Origin of the sequence: uncultured Flavobacterium sp., from assembly GCF_963925415.1 — a bacterium.
Lineage (GTDB): Bacteria > Bacteroidota > Bacteroidia > Flavobacteriales > Flavobacteriaceae > Flavobacterium.
In genome coordinates, this window is the sequence record NZ_CAWUTS010000026.1 from 1 (window position 1) to 21,914 (window position 21,914).

The following is a 21,914-nucleotide window of genomic DNA, read 5'->3' on the forward strand; positions in this document are numbered from 1 at the left end:
GAATTAATAAATGCAAAAGCAGATATTGACGATATTGATCACTTATCAAACAGACGTGTACGAACTGTTGGAGAACAACTATCTCAACAATTTGGTGTAGGTCTTGCTCGTATGGCAAGAACAATTCGCGAAAGAATGAATGTTAGAGATAATGAGGTGTTTACTCCAATTGATTTGATCAATGCAAAAACATTATCATCTGTTATTAACTCATTCTTTGGAACCAATCAGTTATCTCAATTTATGGATCAAACCAATCCATTAGCAGAAATTACGCACAAGCGTAGACTTTCTGCCCTTGGACCAGGTGGTTTATCTAGAGAAAGAGCAGGATTTGAGGTTCGTGATGTTCACTATACGCATTATGGTCGTTTATGTCCGATTGAAACTCCAGAGGGTCCAAATATCGGACTTATTTCGTCACTTGGTGTTTATGCAAAAGTTAACGGAATGGGTTTCATTGAAACACCTTACCGTAAAGTAGACAATGGAGTTATTAATTTAACCGATGAGCCTATATACTTAAGTGCTGAAGAGGAAGAAGGTAAAATGATTTCTCAAGCAAATATTGAAATAGACAAAAATGGTAAAATTTTAGCAGAGAGAGTTATTGCTCGTGAAGAAGGAGATTTCCCAGTCGTTGAGCCATCTAAAATTCATTATGCAGATGTTGCACCTAACCAAATTGCATCTATATCGGCTTCATTAATTCCATTCTTGGAACATGATGATGCAAATAGAGCCTTGATGGGTTCAAACATGATGCGTCAAGCCGTACCTTTATTACGTCCAGAAGCTCCTATTGTAGGAACTGGATTAGAAAGACAAGTGGCTTCAGATTCACGTGTACTTATCAATGCAGAAGGAAATGGTATCATTCAATATGTAGATGCAAATTCAATTACTATAAAATACGATAGAACTGAAGAAGAAAAACTTGTAAGTTTTGATTCAGATGAAAAATCGTATAACCTAATTAAATTTAGAAAAACCAATCAAAGTAGTTCAATTAACTTAAAACCAATCGTAAGAAAAGGGGATCGAGTTGTTAAAGGACAAGTACTTTGTGAAGGATATGCTACACAAAATGGAGAATTAGCATTAGGAAGAAATCTTAAAGTAGCATTTATGCCATGGAAAGGTTACAACTTTGAGGATGCAATTGTTATTTCAGAAAAAGTAGTTCGTGATGATATTTTTACATCAATTCATATTGATGATTATACATTAGAAGTTAGAGATACTAAATTAGGTAACGAAGAGTTAACTAATGACATTCCAAACGTAAGTGAAGAAGCAACAAAAGATTTAGATGAAAATGGAATGATAAGAATTGGTGCCGAAGTTAAACCTGGCGACATTCTTATTGGAAAAATTACACCTAAAGGAGAATCTGACCCTACACCTGAAGAAAAATTACTTAGAGCAATCTTTGGAGATAAAGCAGGCGATGTAAAAGATGCTTCATTAAAAGCTTCACCTTCATTACATGGGGTAGTTTTAGATAAAAAATTGTTTGCAAAAGCAGTAAAAGATAAGCGTAAACGTACAAAAGATAAAGAAGATATTGACAAACTTGAAACCGAATTTGATGTAAAATCAAACGAGTTAAAAGAAAAACTTATCGATAAATTATTTACTATTGTTAACGGAAAAACCTCTCAAGGTGTAATGAATGATTTGGGTGAAGAAGTATTGCCAAAAGGTAAAAAATTTACACAAAAAATGTTATTTTCAGTTGAAGATTTTGCTCACTTAACTAAAGGTCAATGGACAACTGATGATCATACAAATTCATTAGTAAACGACTTAATTCATAACTATAAAATCAAATTAAACGATTTACAAGGTTGGTTAAGAAGAGAAAAATTTACGATCACTGTTGGAGATGAATTGCCAGCAGGTATCTTAAAACTAGCTAAGGTTTATATCGCTAAAAAGCGTAAGCTAAAAGTAGGAGATAAGATGGCAGGTCGTCACGGAAATAAAGGTATTGTTGCTCGTATCGTTCGTCATGAAGATATGCCATTCCTAGAAGACGGAACACCTGTTGATATTGTATTAAACCCTCTTGGAGTACCCTCTCGTATGAACATTGGTCAAATTTATGAAACAGTTCTTGGATGGGCAGGTCAAAAATTAGGTAGAAAATTTGCAACACCAATCTTTGATGGTGCAACAATAGACCAAATTAATGAACTAACCGAAGAAGCTGGTATACCTCAATTTGGTCATACCTATTTATATGACGGAGGAACTGGTGAACGTTTCCATCAAGCAGCAACAGTAGGTGTTATCTACATGTTAAAACTTGGACATATGGTTGACGATAAAATGCACGCTCGTTCTATAGGTCCATACTCACTTATTACACAACAACCTCTTGGTGGTAAAGCACAATTTGGAGGTCAACGTTTTGGAGAGATGGAAGTTTGGGCACTTGAAGCTTATGGTGCATCAAGTACATTAAGAGAAATCTTGACCGTTAAATCTGATGATGTAATTGGTAGAGCTAAAACTTACGAAGCAATCGTAAAAGGTGAAGTTATGCCAGAACCAGGATTACCAGAATCATTCAATGTATTAATGCATGAATTAAAAGGACTTGGTTTAGATATTAGATTAGAAGAGTAAAAAAAAAGTTATCAGTGTTCAGTAATCAGTTTACTGAACACTATATACTGAACACTGAATACTTAAAAAATAGTTTCAATAAAATCAATAGTAAGACTATGATGAACAATAGAAATAGAGACAACAAAAGTAATCCAATCAAGAGATTTAATAAAATCACGATAGGACTTTCTTCTCCAGAAGCAATTTTAGGAGAATCAAGAGGTGAGGTTTTAAAGCCGGAAACCATTAACTATCGTACACACAAACCAGAAAGAGATGGTCTTTTTTGTGAGCGTATATTCGGTCCAGTAAAAGATTATGAGTGTGCTTGTGGAAAATATAAAAGAATTCGTTACAAGGGTATCGTATGTGACCGTTGTGGAGTTGAAGTAACAGAAAAAAAGTACGTAGAGATCGAGTAGGACACATCAACCTTGTTGTGCCTATAGCTCATATCTGGTATTTTAGATCTTTGCCAAATAAAATAGGATATATTTTAGGTTTACCTTCTAAGAAATTAGATATGATTATTTACTACGAAAGATATGTAGTAATTCAAACGGGTATAGCAAAAAATGTTGATGGTGAAGAATTAAAAAGATTGGACTTTTTAACAGAAGAAGAATATCTAAATATAATAGATACGCTTCCTATGGAAAATCAATATCTTGACGATAATGATCCTAATAAATTTATCGCCAAAATGGGTGCTGAATGTATTATGGATTTATTAGCGCGTATCGATTTACAAACATTATCTTATGAATTAAGAAATGCTGCTAACAACGAAACATCTAAACAACGTAAAACAGAAGCTTTAAAACGTCTTGTAATAGTAGAAGCGTTTAGAGAATCTAATAAAAACAGAGAAAATCGCCCTGAGTGGATGATTCTTAAAGCAATTCCGGTTATTCCACCAGAATTACGTCCTCTTGTACCTTTAGATGGTGGTCGTTTTGCAACTTCAGATTTAAATGATTTATACAGACGTGTAATTATTCGTAACAATCGTTTAAAAAGACTTATGGAAATCAAAGCTCCAGAAGTTATCTTAAGAAACGAAAAACGTATGTTGCAAGAATCTGTTGATTCACTATTTGATAACACGCGTAAAGCTTCTGCTGTTAAAACAGAATCAAACAGACCTTTAAAATCTTTATCAGATTCATTAAAAGGTAAACAAGGTCGTTTCCGTCAAAACTTACTAGGAAAACGTGTAGATTATTCTGCTCGTTCTGTAATTGTTGTTGGACCAGAATTAAAATTATTTGAATGTGGATTGCCAAAAGATATGGCAGCCGAATTATACAAACCTTTCGTTATCCGTAAATTGATTGAAAGAGGTATCGTAAAAACGGTTAAATCGGCAAAGAAAATTATAGATAAAAAAGAACCAGTTGTTTGGGATATTTTAGAAAACGTAATTAAAGGTCACCCGGTTATGCTTAACCGTGCTCCTACATTGCACAGACTTGGTATTCAAGCATTCCAACCAAAATTAATTGAAGGTAAAGCAATTCAGTTACACCCTTTAGTGTGTACTGCCTTTAATGCCGATTTTGATGGGGATCAAATGGCCGTTCACTTACCACTTGGACCTGAAGCTATTTTAGAATGTCAATTGTTAATGTTGGCTTCTCATAATATCTTAAATCCTGCGAATGGTGCCCCTATTACGGTACCTTCTCAAGACATGGTACTTGGGTTATATTATATGACTAAAGAACGTATTTCAACTCCTGAAGTAAAAATTAAAGGAGAAGGTTTAACGTTCTATTCAGCAGAAGAAGTAAACATAGCATTAAATGAAGAGAAATTAGACTTAAATGCAAAAGTTAGAATAAGAGCAAAAGATTTTAACGAAGCTGGTGAATTAGTTTATCAAATTATTCAAACTACAGCCGGAAGAGTTTTATTTAATGAAGTTGTTCCAGAAGCTGCAGGTTTTATAAATGAAGTTTTAACAAAAAAATCGTTAAGAGATATTATTCATAAAATTCTTAACGCTACGAATGTGCCTATAACAGCTGCATTCTTAGATAATATTAAAGACATGGGATATAAATTTGCCTTTAGAGGTGGATTATCATTCTCATTAGGTGATATTAGAATTCCAGAACAAAAAGGTCAGTTAATTGCTGATGCACGTGTTCAAGTAGACGCTATTTCTGTCAACTATAACATGGGTCTTATTACTAATAACGAACGTTACAACCAAGTTATTGATATATGGACTTCTGCAAATGCTCAATTAACAGAATTAGCAATGAAAAACATTAGAGAAGACCAACAAGGTTTTAACTCAGTGTATATGATGCTTGACTCTGGAGCAAGGGGTTCTAAAGAACAAATTCGTCAGTTAACTGGTATGCGTGGATTAATGGCTAAGCCTAAAAAATCTACAGCTGGTGGTGGTGAAATTATTGAAAATCCAATTCTTTCAAACTTTAAAGAGGGTCTTTCTATTTTAGAATACTTTATTTCTACTCACGGTGCACGTAAAGGTCTTGCCGATACTGCCCTTAAAACTGCAGATGCAGGATACTTAACACGTAGATTACATGATGTATCTCAAGATGTTATTGTAAACTCTGTAGACTGTGGAACTTTAAGAGGAATTGAAGTTTCTCCTTTAAAGAAAAATGAAGAAATTGTTGAAAGCCTAGGTGATAGAATTTTAGGTCGTGTAGCATTGCAAGATGTTATTGATCCATTAACAACCGATATTATCGTTTATGCAGGTGAAGAAATTGTAGCCGTTCATGTTAAAAGAATTGAAGAATCACCAATAGAAAAAGTAGAAGTTCGCTCTCCTTTAACTTGTGAAGCTAAAAAAGGAATCTGTGCTAAATGTTATGGAAGAAACCTTGCAACAGGCAAAATGACACAAAGAGGTGAAGCGGTGGGTGTAATTGCTGCTCAATCTATTGGAGAACCAGGTACACAGTTAACTCTTCGTACATTCCACGTTGGTGGAGTTGCCGGTGGACTTTCAGAAGAATCAAGCATTAAAACTAAGTTTGCAGGACGTTTAGAATTAGACGATTTAAAAACGGTTAAAGGTGAAGATGCTGAAGGAAAAGCAGTTGACATTGTAGTTTCTCGTTCTACTGAATTAAAATTAATTGAATCTAAAACAGGTATTCTTTTAAATACGCATAATATTCCTTACGGATCTACAATCTTTGTTAAAGACGGAGATGTAGTAACTAAAGATACTATTATTTGTAAATGGGATCCTTATAATGGAGTTATAATTTCAGAGTTTACCGGTAAAGTAGCTTATGAAGATATTGAGCAAGGACATTCGTTCATGGTTGAAGTTGATGAGCAAACAGGTTTCCAAGAAAAAGTAATATCAGACTCTAGAAGTAAAAAATTAATTCCAACTTTATTAATTTATGCTAAAGATGGTGAATTAGTTCGTTCTTATAACTTACCAGTTGGAGCTCACCTTATGGTAGATGATGGCGAAAAAATTAAAGCAGGAAAAATTCTTGTAAAAATCCCACGTCGTTCTTCTAAATCAAGTGATATTACAGGAGGTTTGCCAAGAATTACGGAACTATTAGAAGCTCGTAATCCTTCAAATCCTGCAGTAGTTTCAGAAATTGATGGTGTTGTTACATTTGGTAAAATTAAAAGAGGAAACAGAGAAATTGCTATCGAATCTAAATTTGGTGAAGTAAAGAAATATTTAGTTAAACTTTCGAATCAAATTTTAGTTCAAGAAAATGACTTTGTTAAAGCAGGAACATCACTTTCGGATGGAGCTGTTACTCCAGAAGATATTTTAAGAATTAAAGGACCTTCTGCTGTTCAACAATATTTAGTAAACGAAATTCAAGAAGTGTACCGTCTTCAAGGTGTAAAAATTAACGATAAACACTTTGAAGTAGTAATACGTCAAATGATGCGAAAAGTTAGAATTCAAGATCCAGGAGATACATTAATGCTTGAAGATCAATTGGTTCATACGAGTGATTTTATTCGTGAAAACGATAAATTATACGGAATGAAATTTGTTGAAGATTCAGGTGATTCTGAAAACTTAAAAGCAGGTCAAATTATTTCTGCTAGACAATTAAGAGATGAAAATTCGTTATTAAAACGAAATGACAAAAACATAGTTGCCGCAAGAGATATTATTCAAGCAACCGCTACGCCAATCCTTCAAGGAATTACTAGAGCATCGTTACAAACAAAATCGTTTATATCAGCTGCATCTTTCCAAGAAACAACTAAAGTATTAAATGAAGCTGCTGTTGCAGGTAAAATTGATACATTAGAGGGTCTTAAAGAAAATGTAATTGTAGGTCATAGAATTCCTGCCGGAACAGGTATGAGAGATTATGACGATATGATTGTAGGGTCTAGTGAAGAATATAACGACATGGTTTCAGTAAAAGAAACGTATAACTATTAAGTTATAGACTTATATAATTTAAAAAACCATGAGGATATATCTTAATTGATAAACTCATGGTTTTTTGTTTAATACCATAAAAAAAATAAAATCATGAACGAGAACAATCCACAGCAAAACCAAATTAATATTGAACTAGATGAAAAAATAGCTGAAGGAATTTATTCAAACTTAGCAATTATCAACCATTCTAATTCAGAATTTGTAGTAGATTTTGTAACTATGATGCCCGGAGTGCCTAAAGCAAAAGTTAAATCGAGAATTGTATTAACACCACAGCATGCTAAACGTTTTTTAAAAGCCTTGGCCGAAAACATTCATAGATTTGAGGCTGCTCATGGTGAAATAAAAGAAGGAGATGCTCCGCAAATCCCTCTAAATTTTGGTCCAGCAGGACAGGCTTAATTTGAAAAACATGGTGTAGTCTTTTTGTGTACGCTTTACATAGCGATTTTTTTAAGGTTTTCTATTTGGATACTTTTTGTGTATCACTATTTTAGGACAAGACAGACATTAGTATAAAAAAACCACATCATTTGCGATGTGGTTTTTTTATTTTTTTTAATCAATTTCTGAAGTGTAAAATAAGTTTACACTTGGAAATTTTTGTTTGGTCATTTGTATAGAGAATTCAGAATCCGCTAAAAACACCAATTGACCATATTTATCTTTAGCTAAAAATTTTTGTTTAATTCGTTTAAATTCAGAAAACTCTTCGTTTTTTGGATCATTTGGTTTAACCCAACATGCCTTATACGCAGCAAAATTTTCATAGGTACATTTAGCGGTATACTCATGCTCTAATCGATATTGAATAACCTCATATTGTAAAGCTCCAACAGTTCCAATGATTTTTCTTCCGTTCAAATCTAGCGTAAATAATTGAGCAACACCCTCGTCCATCAATTGGTCAATTCCTTTTTCTAATTGTTTAGATTTTAAAGGATCAGCATTGTTGATGTATCTAAAATGTTCTGGTGAAAAACTAGGAATACCTTTAAAATTCATTAACTCACCTTCTGTGAGTGTATCTCCAATTTTAAAATTACCTGTATCATGTAGCCCAACAATATCACCGGCATACGAAATGTCAACTATTTCTTTCTTTTCGGCAAAAAATGCATTAGGACTCGAAAATTTGAGGTTTTTATTTAGCCTCATATGATGGTAGGCTTTGTTTCGTTCAAAAGTACCCGATACGATTTTAATAAAAGCTAATCTGTCTCTGTGTTTAGGATCCATATTTGCATGAATTTTAAAAACAAAACCACTTAGCTTTTGCTCATTTGGATCAACCAATCTTGTGTCAGATTCTTTAGGTCTTGGAGACGGGGCTATATCAACAAAACAATCCAATAATTCTCGAACACCAAAATTATTTAAAGCCGAGCCAAAAAAAACGGGTTGTAAATTTCCTCCCAAGTATGCATCTCTATCAAACTGAGGGTAAACTTCACTTGTTAATTCTATGTCTTCTCTTAAATTTTTTGCTGGCTTTGAACCTATTAACTCATCTAATAAGGGACTGCTTAAATCGGAAATTGCAATAGTGTCTTCAATATTTTTGCGGTTATCACCCGAAAATAAATTGATGTTTTTTTCCCATATATTATAAATTCCTTTAAAATCATAACCCATTCCAATTGGAAAACTCAAAGGTGTTACCGTTAGTTTTAATTTTTGTTCTACTTCGTCTAATAAGTCAAAAGCATCTTTTCCTTCTCTATCCATTTTATTGATAAAAACAATGATAGGAATTTTTCGCATTCTACAAACTTCAACTAATTTTTCGGTTTGTTCCTCAACTCCCTTTGCAACATCAATAACAACGATTACGCTGTCAACTGCTGTTAAGGTTCTAAAGGTGTCCTCAGCAAAATCTTTATGCCCAGGAGTGTCTAATATATTTATTTTTTTGTCTTTATATATAAAAGCTAAAACCGAAGTAGAAACCGAAATTCCTCTCTGACGTTCAATTTCCATAAAATCAGAAGTTGCTCCTTTTTTTATTTTATTGTTTTTAACGGCTCCTGCTTCCTGAATGGCACCTCCAAATAGCAATAGCTTTTCGGTTAAGGTTGTTTTTCCAGCATCGGGATGTGAAATAATTCCAAATGTTCTTCTTCTTAAAATTTCTTTTTCTAAACTCATAATAATAATAAAGATGCAAATTTATTAAAATCAATGTGAATTTAACCATTAAAAGTTATAATGTTTTAATTGATAGCGTTGTTTAAAACAATAAAATCACATTGTATAGTTTATTGAGCTTTATTATTTTTAACTAAATTTTGATTCAATTGATACTTTTTCTGTATTTTTATATCGAAATGCATCAAATTGTATTTGAGAAATGGCTTGTAAATGAAAATAAAATCGTTCATAGTAATTGTATTTTTAATGAGTTTAGCGTTGTTTGGCCAACAAGATGCTCAGTTTACTCAATATATGTATAATACAATACATGTAAACCCCGCTTATGCAGGTTCTAGAGAAGTAATTAGCATTTTTGGTTTGTATCGAAATCAATGGCTAGGAATAGATGGAGCCCCTATAACAGCTACTGCTTCAATTAATGGGCCTATTAATAATTCTAATATAGGTTTAGGCTTGTCTTTTATGAATGATAAAATTGGTCCGTTAACCGATTCAAGTATTTCTGCAGATATATCTTATTTTTTTCGCACATCAAAAAATTTTAAATTAGCTTTTGGAGTAAAAGCTACAGCTAATTTATTAAATATTGATTTTACACAACTCAATATTTATAACGCCGAAGATTTAACAATTCAAAATAACATAGACCATGAGTTTTCACCAAATATTGGTGCAGGATTATATTTGTATTCCAACAGATCTTATCTTGGCTTGTCAATTCCAAATTTTTTTGAAACCAAACATTTTGATGAAAGCATTTCAAATTCAAATTCAGTTTTTTTAGCAAAAGAACGTTTGCATTATTATTTAATTGGAGGTCATGTTTTTGATCTAAACCCAAACCTGAAATTTAAACCTGCTTTTTTAACAAAAATAGTTCAAGGTGCTCCGCTTCAATTAGATGTTTCGGCAAACATACTCATTCAAGAAAAGCTTAATTTAGGATTAGCCTATCGTTTTAATGCTGCATTAAGTGCGCTGTTAGGTTTTCAAGTAAACCAAAGTTGGTTTGTAGGTTATGCTTATGATTTTGATACCACAAATATTGGAAACTATAACTCAGGTTCACATGAAATTTTCTTGCGGTACGAATTTTTTAATCATTTTGATCGAATTGTTTCACCTCGATTTTTCTAAAGTACATAGCATGAAAACACGTATAATTTTATCAATTCTTTTTATTTGCTCGGTTTCAGTATATGGGCAAAAAAGTCAATTAATTGATGCAGATAAAAAATTTAATTCATATGCCTATATAGATGCTATTACAATTTATGAAAAAGTAGCTAATAAAGGATATGTGTCAGCCGAAATTTTTGAAAAACTTGGAAACGCCTATTATTTTAATTCAAATTTAAACAAGGCAGCCTATTGGTATCAAAAATTAATAGATTTAGAAAAACCATTAGACCCTGAATATTACTTTCGATTTTCTCATGCTTTAAAATCTATTGGAGATTATGAGAAATCCAATATAATGTTTGAAAAATTTAGGGCTACAAATTTAACAGATAGTCGAGGAAAAAAGTATAGGTTAGAAAATGATTATTTAAACCTAATTGATAAAAATTCGGGCCATTATACAATTGAAAATGCAGATTCAATAAACTCAAAATATTCAGATTATGGATCTGCTTATTTTGGTGATGTTCTTGTTTTTGCTTCTGCAAGAGATACCTCAAAAATTTTTAGCAGAAAGCATAAATGGACCAATCAATCTTTTACAAATTTATATCAATCCAATATTAAAACAAATGGAAATGTAGCTGCGGCAACAGCATTTTTAAAAGGAGTAGAATCTAAATACAATGAGTCCTCAGCCGTTTTTACAAAAGACATGCAAACCATGTACTTTACCCGGAATAATTATATAGATGGCAAAAAGAAAAAAAGCAGTAAAAAAGCAGTATTGTTAAAAATTTTTAAAGCCACATTTATTGACGAAAAATGGCAAAAAATAGTTGAAATGCCATTTAATAATAATGAATATAATGTGGCACATCCGGCACTTTCACCAGATGAGAAAACGCTATATTTTGCATCAGATATGCCGGGTTCAATTGGTGCATCAGATTTGTATAAAGTTTCAATAGATGGACAAAATTATGGAAAGCCAATTAACCTAGGTACAAAAATAAATACTGAAGCACGAGAATCATTTCCATTTATAAGCGATCAAAACGAAATATTTTTTGCGTCTGATGGCCACCAAGGCTTAGGTGGTTTTGATGTTTTTGTTTCTAAAATTGAAAAAAACGGATCCTTTAATGAAGTTTATAATTTAGGAAAACCTATTAACAGTTCAAACGATGACTTTGCCTTTTTAATTGACACAGAAACAAAAAGAGGATTTTTTTCTTCAAATAGACCAGATGGTAAAGGATATGATGATATTTATAAATTAAAAGAAATTAAACCCTTAGTGTTTAATTGTACATATATATTATCAGGAATTGTTATAGATGCAATAAGCAATAAAAAACTACCAAACACAGCTCTTGTTTTGTTTGATGAAAACTTTTTAGAAGTACAACAAACAACTGCAAACGATTTAGGAAGTTTTATTTTTAATATAGCATGTGATAAAATATATATTTTAAGAGCAATAGGTTCAAATGGATATTCTTCAAATGAAAAGCAAATTAGTCTTTCTAGTAAAAACAGTGAAGTTTTTGTTGAATTGCCATTGAATAAAAACAGTATTAAAGTCCATGAAAATGATGATTTAGCCACTTTGTTAGCTTTTAAAATCATATACTTTGATTTGGACAAATCATACATCAGAAAAGATGCAGAAATTCAGTTAGAATTGATTTTAGAAATTTTAAAATCAAATCCAACTATGAAAATTGACATTCGGTCTCATACAGATTGCCGCCAAACAGAAAAATACAACCTAATTTTATCAAATAAAAGAGCAAAATCGACCATGGATTGGTTTGTGAAAAATGGAATTCAAAAGCACCGATTATCTAGTAAAGGATTTGGAGAAAGTCAATTAATAAATGGATGTACATGTGAGCCTACAAATTATTCTACATGCACCGAAGAGCAACATCAACAAAACAGACGTAGTGAATTTATAGTGCTTAAATTATAAAAAATACAGGTGGTATTTAATATTTACATATAAATTAATATCTTAGTTGTTTTTTTTGGTATAATTTTTTGTTAATAGATTAAGTTATTCTTGATTAATAACTTTGAATTATTATTTTTGTTGATTGTTACATTTTATTAAATTAATTAAAGAATATGAAAAACTATTTTGTTTTAGGATTATTTTTACTGTTAAATTTTAATCAAGTTTTTTCTCAAGAAATAAAAAATGAGGAATTATTTTCAATTGATAATAAACCTTATTTTACAGAAGAGTTTATTAGGGTTTATAACAAAAATATAGACTTGGTTAAAGATGATTCGCAAAAAAACATTGATGTTTATTTCGATTTATTTTTAGGTTATAAACTTAAAGTTGAAAAAGCGTATAAGATAGGACTTCAAAACAGCCTGAAATACAAAAATGAATTAGCTTCATACAGAACACAGCTTTCAAAAAACTACACAAGTGACTCTAAGGTAACTGAAGTTCTAAAAACAGAAGCTTATCAACGTTCGCTTAAGGAAATAAAAGCATCACATATTTTAATTTTATTGGATGAATTTGCTTTGCCTGCTGACACATTGATCGCTTATAATAAGGCTTTAGAAATAAAAAATAAAATAAGCGAAGGACTTTCTTTTGAACAGGCTGCAGAAACTTATTCTCAAGACCCCTCGGCAAAAGATAATAAAGGAAATCTAGGTTATTTTTCTGTTTTTAGAATGGTTTACCCTTTTGAGTCTACCGCTTATAACACTAAAGTTGGATCTGTTTCAAAACCAACACGAACTCGTTTTGGTTATCATTTAATTAAGGTAACAGATGCTAGAGACAACAGAGGTGAGGTTACAGTTGCTCATATTATGGTTTTAGACAAGAAAGCTGATGATGGTTCTGACATGTCAAAAAATACGATAGATGAAATATATCAAAAACTGCAACAAGGAGAAAAATTTGATGCCTTAGCAAAACAATTTTCTGAAGACAAATCGTCTTCTGATAAAGGCGGTGTTTTAAATCGTTTTGGTGCAGGGCAATTGAGCTCAATAGAATTTGAAAACATATCTTTTTCTTTAAAAGAAGTTGATGAAACTTCAGAACCATTTAAATCAAATTTCGGATGGCATATTGTCAAATTAATTGAAAAGCATTCTGTTGAAACCTATGAAAAGGCAAAATATGAATTGGAAAATAAAATCAGAAGAGATGACCGATCTAAACTAATTTCAAATTCTTTAAGCGATAAATTAAACAAAAAATATACTTCGTCTACTGATGATAAAGTGATGAAATTAGTTAAAAGTTTAGTAGATGATACTTTTTATAATCAAGTTTGGGAAGTTTCGCAAGATGTGTTGAAAGAAAGCAATATAGATTTATTAGTTATTAATAATGATTTAAAAATAAAAGCATCTGTATTTTTACAGTACTTACAAACAATGCAAAAACAAAATCTTCAAATTAAACCAGTTGCTGCACTTGTGGATCATTTTTATGCTTTATTTATAGATGTTAATTTAAAAGAATATTATGATTCCAATTTAGAAAATGAATTTTCTGAATTTAAAAACATAATGGAAGAATATAGAGACGGTTTATTGCTATTTGATTTGATGGAAAAAGAAATATGGGATCGTTCTAAATCAGATACTATAGGTCAAAAAGAATTTTATTTAAACAATAAAGCAAACTATACATGGAAGAAAAGAATTCAAGCAGATATTTATTCTTCAACCAATAGATCAGATTTAGAAGCAGCCTTAAAACTTGTTGAAAAGGGAAAAGAAGTTATATTTATTAAAAACGAATTAAACAAAGATGGTAAAGTAAACATAATGGTTCAAACAGGTTTGTTTGAAGAAGGGGATAAGTTTTTGCCCAAAAGCATTAAATATAAAGTTGAAAGATCTAAAATAGTAAAAGAAGGAGATTATTATTTCTTTTTAAATACTTCAAAAATAACAGATTCGGAGCCTAAAAAATTCGAAGATGCAAAAGGTAAAATAATTAATGATTATCAACAATTTTTAGATTCCAATTGGGTTAATGAGTTAAAAAATGACGTAACAATCAAGGTGAATAAAGAGGTTTTAGAAAAAGTAAAAATACTATTAAAATAGCATTATGAAATTAAAACTTCTGGTTGCAACAATACTTTTTGTTTTTTTTTCTTGTAAAAAAGAAACAATCAAAGAAGACAATGGTATAATAGCGCGAGTAAGTAATTTTATATTAGTAAAAGAAGACCTTATAGATTTAGTGCCTTTTGGTACAACAAAAAAAGACAGTATTGTTATTGTAAACGATTTTATAGATAGATGGGCCTCTCAAAAATTACTTTATAATGCAGCTGAAGTAAATTTATCTGATGAAAAACAAGCGGAATTAAATAATCTTGTAGATCAATATAAAAAAGACTTATACTTAAAAGCATACATAGAGCAATTAGTCTACAAATCATTTGACACAATAGTTTCAGAACAAGAATTGAGTAGCTATTATGAACATAATAAAGAAAAATTTAAAACAAATACAGCACTTGTAAAATTGAGTTATATTCAGGTAAATAAAAACAGTTTAAAACTTAAATTACTTTCAAGTAATTTTGCAAAAGGCTCAAAAGAAAGTAAAGATGTATTAAAAAAAAATGCAATTGAATTAAAAAGTTATGCTTTCAACGATTCTATTTGGATTGATATGAACCAAATTTATGAAAATTTTTCATTTATAAATATTGAAAACAAAGAGAATTACATAGTAAAAGATAGAATAATGAAATTCACAGATTCAACCGATGTTTTTTTTATTAAAACATCTAATTATATTGAAAGAAATCAAGTGTCACCCTTTCAATATATAAAACCAACATTAAAAAATGTTATCCTAAATAAACGTAAAATAGAATTAATAAATAAATTTCAAAAAGACATTACAAAAGATGCTCTCAAAGACAAAAAATATGAAATATACAAATAAAATAAAAAATCTTTTAGCCCTTGTTATTATAGCTTCAACAGCATTATATGCTCAACCAAAAAAACAAAAAATTGATGGTGTTTCTGCTGTAGTAGGTGATTATGTAGTTCTAGATTCAGATATCGATTTAATGTTGATAGAGTTAAGAGCTCAAGGTATTTCAAGTAAAGATGTAACAAGATGTGAACTGCTTGGTAAACTTTTGGAAGATCGTTTATACGCTCATCATGCCATTCAAGACAGCTTAATCGTTTCGGATGACGATGTAAGAAATGTAATGGATGAACAATTGGGCGTAATGACTGAGCAATTAGGAAGTGTTGATAAAGTTGTAAAATATTACAATAAAAAAAATCTTGATGAATTTAAAAACTATTTCTTTGACATCATCAAAATGAACAAATTGGTATCAGCAATGAATGCAAAAATTGTCGATGATATAGAAATCACACCCGAAGAAGTAAGAACGTTTTATAATAAAATACCTAAGGAAGACCTTCCTGCTATTGGTGCTGAAGTTGAAATTGCACAAATCATTACTAAACCTATAATTTCGGAAGAAGAAAATCAAAAAGTAATCAATAAACTTTTAGATATTAAAAAAGACATATTAGAAAACGGCTCTAGCTTTACTACAAAAGCTGTTTTATATACTGAAGATAGAGCTTCTGCGTCAAATGGAGGTTATTATAAAATAAATAAAAAAACTCAATTTGTAAAAGAATTTAAAGATGTAGCTTTTAGTCTTCAAGAAGGCGAAATTTCAGATCCATTTAAAACAGAATACGGTTATCATATAATTAAAGTTGAGCGTATTTTAGGTCAAGAAATTGAGTTACGACATATATTAATGTCCCCAAAAGTAAGTGAAGCATCCTTTAATGAAGCAAAAACTAGAATTGAGAATATTAGAGCAAAAATAATAAGTAAGGAACTTACTTTTTCTGAAGCAGCAAAATCTTTTTCAGATCAAAAAGAAACAAAAAATAATGGTGGAATTTTATTAAATCCAAAAACACTTGAACCAAAATTTGAACTTACCAAAATGGATCCATCATTATATAATGAAATATCGGAATTAAAAGTTAACGAAATTTCAAGAGTTATCACCGATGAAATTGCAGGCGAAGGAAAGTTTTTTAAAATAATAAACATCAATGAAAGATCTGACGAACATACAGCAGATTTTTCTAAAGATTTTATTAAAATAAAAGAGATAGCTTTAAAGGATAAACAAATTACTACTGTTTCTAAATGGACAAAAGAAAAAATTAGTCAAACCTATATTAAAATTAATGGTGAGTATCGTGACTGTGAATTTGCAAGTGATTGGTTGAAGCAAAATGTAAACTAATATTATTTTTAGCAATTAAAAACCACTTTACAAAAACACATATGTCAGACGTTGAAACATTAGAATTACTGGTTCAAAAAAAACAAGAGCTTCAAAAAGAAGTTGCTAAGGTGATTATTGGGCAAGATGCTGTTGTGAATCAAATAATTTTGAGTATTTTTTCTGGCGGACACGCTCTTTTAGTTGGAGTGCCAGGATTAGCTAAAACTTTAATGGTTAATACAATTTCTCAAGCATTAGGTTTAAATTTTAAAAGAATTCAGTTCACACCAGATTTAATGCCTTCAGATATATTAGGAAGTGAAATATTAGATGAAAACCGTCAGTTTAAATTTATAAAAGGCCCCATTTTTTCTAATATTATTTTAGCAGATGAAATTAACAGAACGCCCCCAAAAACTCAGGCAGCGCTCTTAGAAGCTATGCAAGAGCGTTCAGTAACCATTGCTGGGCATCATTATAAATTAGATTTACCTTATTTTGTTTTAGCAACACAAAACCCTATTGAGCAAGAAGGAACATATCCATTACCAGAAGCACAATTAGATCGTTTTATGTTTGCCATTAAATTAGATTACCCTAGTTTTCAAGAAGAAGTTGATGTGGTTAAAGCAACTACTTCAAATAATAAACCTCAAGTAAACCCCTTGTTTACAGCTCAAGATATTATTCATTTTCAAAACGTAATTCGAAAAATTCCTGTAGCCGATAATGTAATTGAATATGCCGTTACGCTAGTTAGTAAAACCAGACCAGATAATCCGCTCGCGACCGAATTTGTAAAAACTTATATTGATTGGGGAGCAGGCCCAAGAGCTTCGCAAAATTTAATATTGGCCGCAAAAGCTAATGCAGCTTTTAAGGGTAAATATTCACCAGATATTGAAGATGTAAAAGCTGTTGCAAAAGGTATATTAAGACACAGAATTGTAAAAAATTATAAAGCTGATGCCGAGGGTATAACAGAAGAAATGATTATAGAAAGATTGTTTTAAATGTTAAAAAATAATTAATCTACTCGAACATTTAAGCTGTAAATTTTAAAAGATAAAATAAATATAGTGCTATTTATGTTTAGTAATAAAATTAATCCTTAACATATTTAATTAATTTCATTTTTACACCCAAAATAATATCATATTAGTAATTTATATTGTTTTAAATGTCGATTTAACAATACATCAATCCTGTTGAAGATTATTTGATAAATATTTTTAAATAGAATAACGTTTTCGTAAATTTGTAAAACAAATAATTAAACTAAATTATACGATGGTATTTGATATTAAAATGATTCAAAAAGTATATGCATCTATGGCAGAACGAGTTGATAAAGCTCGTGAAATAGTAGCACATCCATTAACCTTGTCGGAAAAGATATTATATTCCCATCTTTGGGAAGGATCTCCATCAACTGCTTTTGCTAGAGGTAAAGACTATGTTGACTTTGCTCCAGATAGAGTAGCGTGTCAAGATGCAACAGCTCAAATGGCTTTGTTGCAATTTATGCATGCCAATAAAAAAACTGTTGCAGTTCCAACTACCGTTCACTGTGATCACCTAATTTTAGCTAAAGATGGTGCTAAATCTGATTTAGCTTTGGCAAATAATCAATCTAAAGAGGTTTTTGACTTTCTTTCATCTGTTTCAGATAAATACGGAATCGGTTTTTGGAAACCAGGTTCTGGAATTATACATCAAATTGTATTAGAAAATTATGCTTTTCCAGGAGGAATGATGATCGGTACTGATTCTCATACTGTTAATGCAGGTGGATTAGGTATGCTAGCAATTGGTGTTGGTGGAGCAGATGCGGTTGATGTAATGTCTGGAATGTCATGGGAATTAAAATTTCCAAAATTAATTGGAGTTAAGTTAACAGGTAAATTATCAGGTTGGACAGCGCCTAAAGATGTAATTCTTAAAGTTGCTGATATTCTTACAGTAAAAGGTGGTACAGGTGCTATAGTTGAGTATTTTGGAGAAGGAGCTACATCAATGTCTTGTACCGGTAAGGGAACAATATGTAATATGGGTGCCGAAATAGGAGCTACAACCTCTACTTTTGGTTACGATGATTCTATGCGTAGGTATTTAGCAGCAACTGGTCGTCAAGATGTTGTAGATGCAGCTGATCAAGTAGCTGACTATCTTACAGCAGATTCTGAAGTTTATGCAAATCCTGAATTGTATTTTGACCAATTAATAGAAATTAACTTATCAGAATTAGAACCACATATAAACGGCCCTTTTACGCCAGACAGAGGTACTCCAATTTCAAAAATGAAAGAGGAAGCAAAAGCCAACGATTGGCCACTAAAAATTGAATGGGGATTAATAGGGTCTTGTACAAACTCTTCTTACGAAGATATGTCAAGAGCTGCATCTATAGTTCAACAAGCTGTTGATAATGGAATTACTCCAAAAGCTGAATTTGGTATAAATCCAGGTTCAGAACAAATTAGATTTACCATAGAAAGAGATGGTATTATAGCTACTTTTGAAAAAATGGGAACTAAAGTTTTCACAAATGCTTGTGGACCTTGTATAGGTCAATGGGATAGAGCAGGAGCAGACAAACAAGAAAAAAACACCATTGTACATTCGTTTAATAGAAATTTTTCTAAACGTGCCGATGGTAACCCTAATACACACGCCTTTGTAACTTCACCAGAAATGGTTGCAGCTTTAGCAATTTCAGGAAGGTTAGATTTTAACCCTTTAACAGATACCTTAATTAACGACAAAGGGGAAGAAGTAATGCTACAAACCCCTTATGGTGATGAATTGCCAAAAAGAGGTTTTGATGTAGAAGATGCAGGTTTTCAAGCTCCAGCTGCAGATGGAAGTGCTATTCAAGTAGCGGTTTCTGAAACATCAGACAGATTACAATTACTAACACCTTTTGATGCTTGGAACGAAAAAAACATTACAGGTGCTAAATTGTTAATCAAAGCATTTGGAAAATGTACAACTGATCATATTTCAATGGCAGGGCCATGGTTGCGTTTTCGTGGTCATTTAGATAATATTTCAAATAATATGTTGATTGGAGCAGTAAATGCTTTTGGTCAAGCAACTAATAAAGTTAAAAATCAATTAACAGGTAACTTTGATACTGTTCCTGCAACAGCAAGAGCCTATAAAGCAGCAGGTGTTCCTACAATAGTTGTGGGTGATCATAATTATGGTGAGGGTTCTTCTCGTGAACATGCTGCAATGGAACCACGATTTTTAGGTGTAAAAGCTGTTTTGGTTAAATCATTTGCTCGTATTCATGAAACTAACCTTAAAAAGCAAGGAATGCTTGGTTTAACTTTTAAAAATGAAGCTGATTATGATAAAATACAAGAAGATGATACAATCAACTTCTTAGATTTAATTTCTTTTGCTCCAGGTAAACCTTTAACATTAGAATTTGTTCATGCAGATGGTTCAAAAGATTTAATTCTTTCAAATCATACATACAATGACAGCCAAATAGAATGGTTTAAAGCAGGTTCTGCTTTAAATTTAATTGCAGCAGGGAAAGCCTAATTTTTTCCTAAATAACAAAAAATATCCCTTTCTTTAATAATAGTTAGGGTTTTTTTTTGTTCAAAAATAATTGGTACTTTAATATATTAAAAAGGCCGCCTTCATTTTTTATTGAGGGCGGCCTTTTTAGTTTTGAATTATAATCAACTACTAGTAATAAGTAAATCGTCTTACTTTTGCAACATATTTTGCTAAACGAATAACTTGATGACTATAGCCATATTCATTATCATACCACACATATAAAACAATATTTTTGCCGTCTTTAGAAACAATTGTGGCATTGCTGTCAAATATAGAAGGAGCAGAAGTTCCAATAATATCAGATGACACTAGTTCGTTACTTAAAGAGTATTTTATTTGTTCTACTAAACCTCCTTCAAGGGCATACTTTTTCATAATATTATTAACTTCTTCAATCGAAGTTTCTTTACCAACCTCTAAATTTAATACCACCAGCGAGCCATTAGGTACTGGAACACGAATGGCATTAGAAGTTAATTTTCCTGCTAAATTTGGCAATGCTTTAGCAACGGCAGCACCAGCACCAGTTTCTGTAATTACCATATTTAATGCAGCAGCACGACCTCTTCTGTATTTTTTATGCATGTTATCTACAAGGTTTTGATCATTTGTATACGAATGTATCGTTTCTAAATGACCTTTAACAACACCCATAGTGTCTTCAACTGCTTTTAAAATAGGCGTAATAGCATTAGTTGTACAAGAGGCTGCTGAAAAAATGTCGATTTCATCAGGGTCATATTCATCATGATTTACACCATAAACAATATTAGGAATTCCTTTTCCTGGAGCAGTTAATATAACTTTACTTACTCCTTTTGAACTTAAATGTCTTTTTAAAGCTTCCTCATCTGTAAATGCTCCTGTGTTGTCAATTACCAAAGCATCGTTAATGCCATATAGGGTATAATCAATTTCTTCTGGACCATTTGCAGAAATCATATGAACGGTTGTTCCGTTTATGATTAAAGCTTTATTTTCTGCATCGGCTTCAACAGAACCTTCAAAATCGCCATGTACCGAATCATTTCGTAGCAAAGAAGCCCTTTTTTCTAAAACAGTTACATCATCTTTATCACGTGTAACAATGGCACGCAAGCGCAATTGTTGTCCTTTGCCTATTTTGCTCATCATTTCACGAGCTAATAATCGACCAATTCTACCAAATCCATAAAGAACTACATCTTTTGGCTTTATTTCAATTGTGTTTTTTGCGTTTTTTAACTTGTCAATTACAAAAGCTTTTGAATTGTTGTATTTAGAATCTTCTAAATGATATTCATAAGTTAGTTTTCCAATATCAATTTTTGAGGGAGGCAAATCTAGACTGTTAATAGCTAAAGCAATTTCTACAGAATCAAAAATATGAATTGGTTTTTGAACAAATGCACCTGCATATTCGTGTAAATTCATAATATCACTTACGTTTCTATCAATCAATTGATTTCTAAATATAACTAATTCAATTGATTTGTCATACCATAAATCGCTGACAATTTTTATGAATTCTACACCTGCTTTTCTTCGATCTGCCTGAAAAGAAAGTTCTTTTTCGTATAAATTGATATTACTCATAAATAAATTATAGATTAATTTTATATATTTTTTTGCAAAAGTATATATTTCAAACGTTTTCGTAAAACATATTGACACTTATTTATAAAAAAATAACATAATATAAATAAATTGTTTGACGCTTTGATAAAATTAGTTGCTTTAAC

11 protein-coding genes and 1 pseudogene are annotated in these 21,914 nt (G+C 31.2%); 10 read left to right on the forward strand and 2 right to left on the reverse strand.

The genetic code is table 11. The features are described from left to right. From rpoB to AABM47_RS01690, 3 genes and pseudogenes are all read left to right on the forward strand, one after another. The coding region (rpoB, locus tag AABM47_RS01680; protein WP_338409188.1) for a DNA-directed RNA polymerase subunit beta at window positions 1-2,634 on the forward strand (2,634 nt) is incomplete at its 5' end. A gap of 98 nt (window positions 2,635-2,732) precedes the next feature. After that, window positions 2,733-7,042 (forward strand): annotated as a pseudogene (rpoC, locus tag AABM47_RS01685) (DNA-directed RNA polymerase subunit beta'). A 93-nt stretch (window positions 7,043-7,135) separates the two neighbouring features. After that, the gene (locus AABM47_RS01690; protein WP_338409189.1) at window positions 7,136-7,447 is read left to right on the forward strand and encodes a DUF3467 domain-containing protein; all 312 of its coding nucleotides are present in this window, start codon (window positions 7,136-7,138) and stop codon (window positions 7,445-7,447) included. 156 nt (window positions 7,448-7,603) lie between these two features. Here AABM47_RS01690 and AABM47_RS01695 read toward each other — a convergent pair whose 3' ends face one another. Continuing rightward, window positions 7,604-9,193 (reverse strand): peptide chain release factor 3, encoded by a 1,590-nt coding sequence (locus AABM47_RS01695; protein WP_338409190.1) that lies wholly within the window; start codon window positions 9,191-9,193, stop codon window positions 7,604-7,606. A 213-nt stretch (window positions 9,194-9,406) separates the two neighbouring features. Here AABM47_RS01695 and AABM47_RS01700 point away from each other — a divergent pair, with 213 nt between their 5' ends. The 7 genes from AABM47_RS01700 to AABM47_RS01730 all read left to right on the forward strand — a co-directional run bounded on the left by AABM47_RS01700 (window position 9,407) and on the right by AABM47_RS01730 (window position 20,169). Beyond that, complete coding sequence (locus AABM47_RS01700) at window positions 9,407-10,336, forward strand: type IX secretion system membrane protein PorP/SprF (protein ID WP_338409191.1); 930 nt, start codon at window positions 9,407-9,409, stop codon at window positions 10,334-10,336. 10 nt (window positions 10,337-10,346) lie between these two features. Beyond that, window positions 10,347-12,299, forward strand: coding sequence for an OmpA family protein (locus AABM47_RS01705; protein WP_338409192.1), 1,953 nt, complete (start codon window positions 10,347-10,349; stop codon window positions 12,297-12,299). Between the two features lie 155 nt (window positions 12,300-12,454). After that, a complete protein-coding gene (locus AABM47_RS01710; protein ID WP_338409193.1) occupies window positions 12,455-14,422 on the forward strand; it encodes a peptidylprolyl isomerase in 1,968 nt (655 codons plus the stop codon). Between the two features lie 4 nt (window positions 14,423-14,426). Beyond that, entirely contained in the window at window positions 14,427-15,278 is an 852-nt protein-coding gene (locus AABM47_RS01715) for a hypothetical protein (RefSeq protein ID WP_338409194.1), read from the forward strand. Further along, window positions 15,262-16,632 (forward strand): peptidylprolyl isomerase, encoded by a 1,371-nt coding sequence (locus AABM47_RS01720; protein ID WP_338409195.1) that lies wholly within the window; start codon window positions 15,262-15,264, stop codon window positions 16,630-16,632. The genes AABM47_RS01715 and AABM47_RS01720 overlap by 17 nt, the downstream gene beginning before the upstream one ends. A 41-nt stretch (window positions 16,633-16,673) precedes the next feature. Further along, window positions 16,674-17,627 (forward strand): MoxR family ATPase, encoded by a 954-nt coding sequence (locus AABM47_RS01725; protein ID WP_338409196.1) that lies wholly within the window; start codon window positions 16,674-16,676, stop codon window positions 17,625-17,627. 277 nt (window positions 17,628-17,904) lie between these two features. After that, window positions 17,905-20,169: an aconitate hydratase gene (locus AABM47_RS01730; RefSeq protein ID WP_338409197.1), complete on the forward strand. Its 2,265-nt coding sequence runs from the start codon at window positions 17,905-17,907 to the stop codon at window positions 20,167-20,169. Window positions 20,170-20,319: 150 nt separating this feature from the next. Here AABM47_RS01730 and AABM47_RS01735 read toward each other — a convergent pair whose 3' ends face one another. Next, window positions 20,320-21,768, reverse strand: coding sequence for a glyceraldehyde-3-phosphate dehydrogenase (locus tag AABM47_RS01735; RefSeq protein WP_338409198.1), 1,449 nt, complete (start codon window positions 21,766-21,768; stop codon window positions 20,320-20,322). Between the last annotated feature and the right edge of the window lie 146 nt (window positions 21,769-21,914).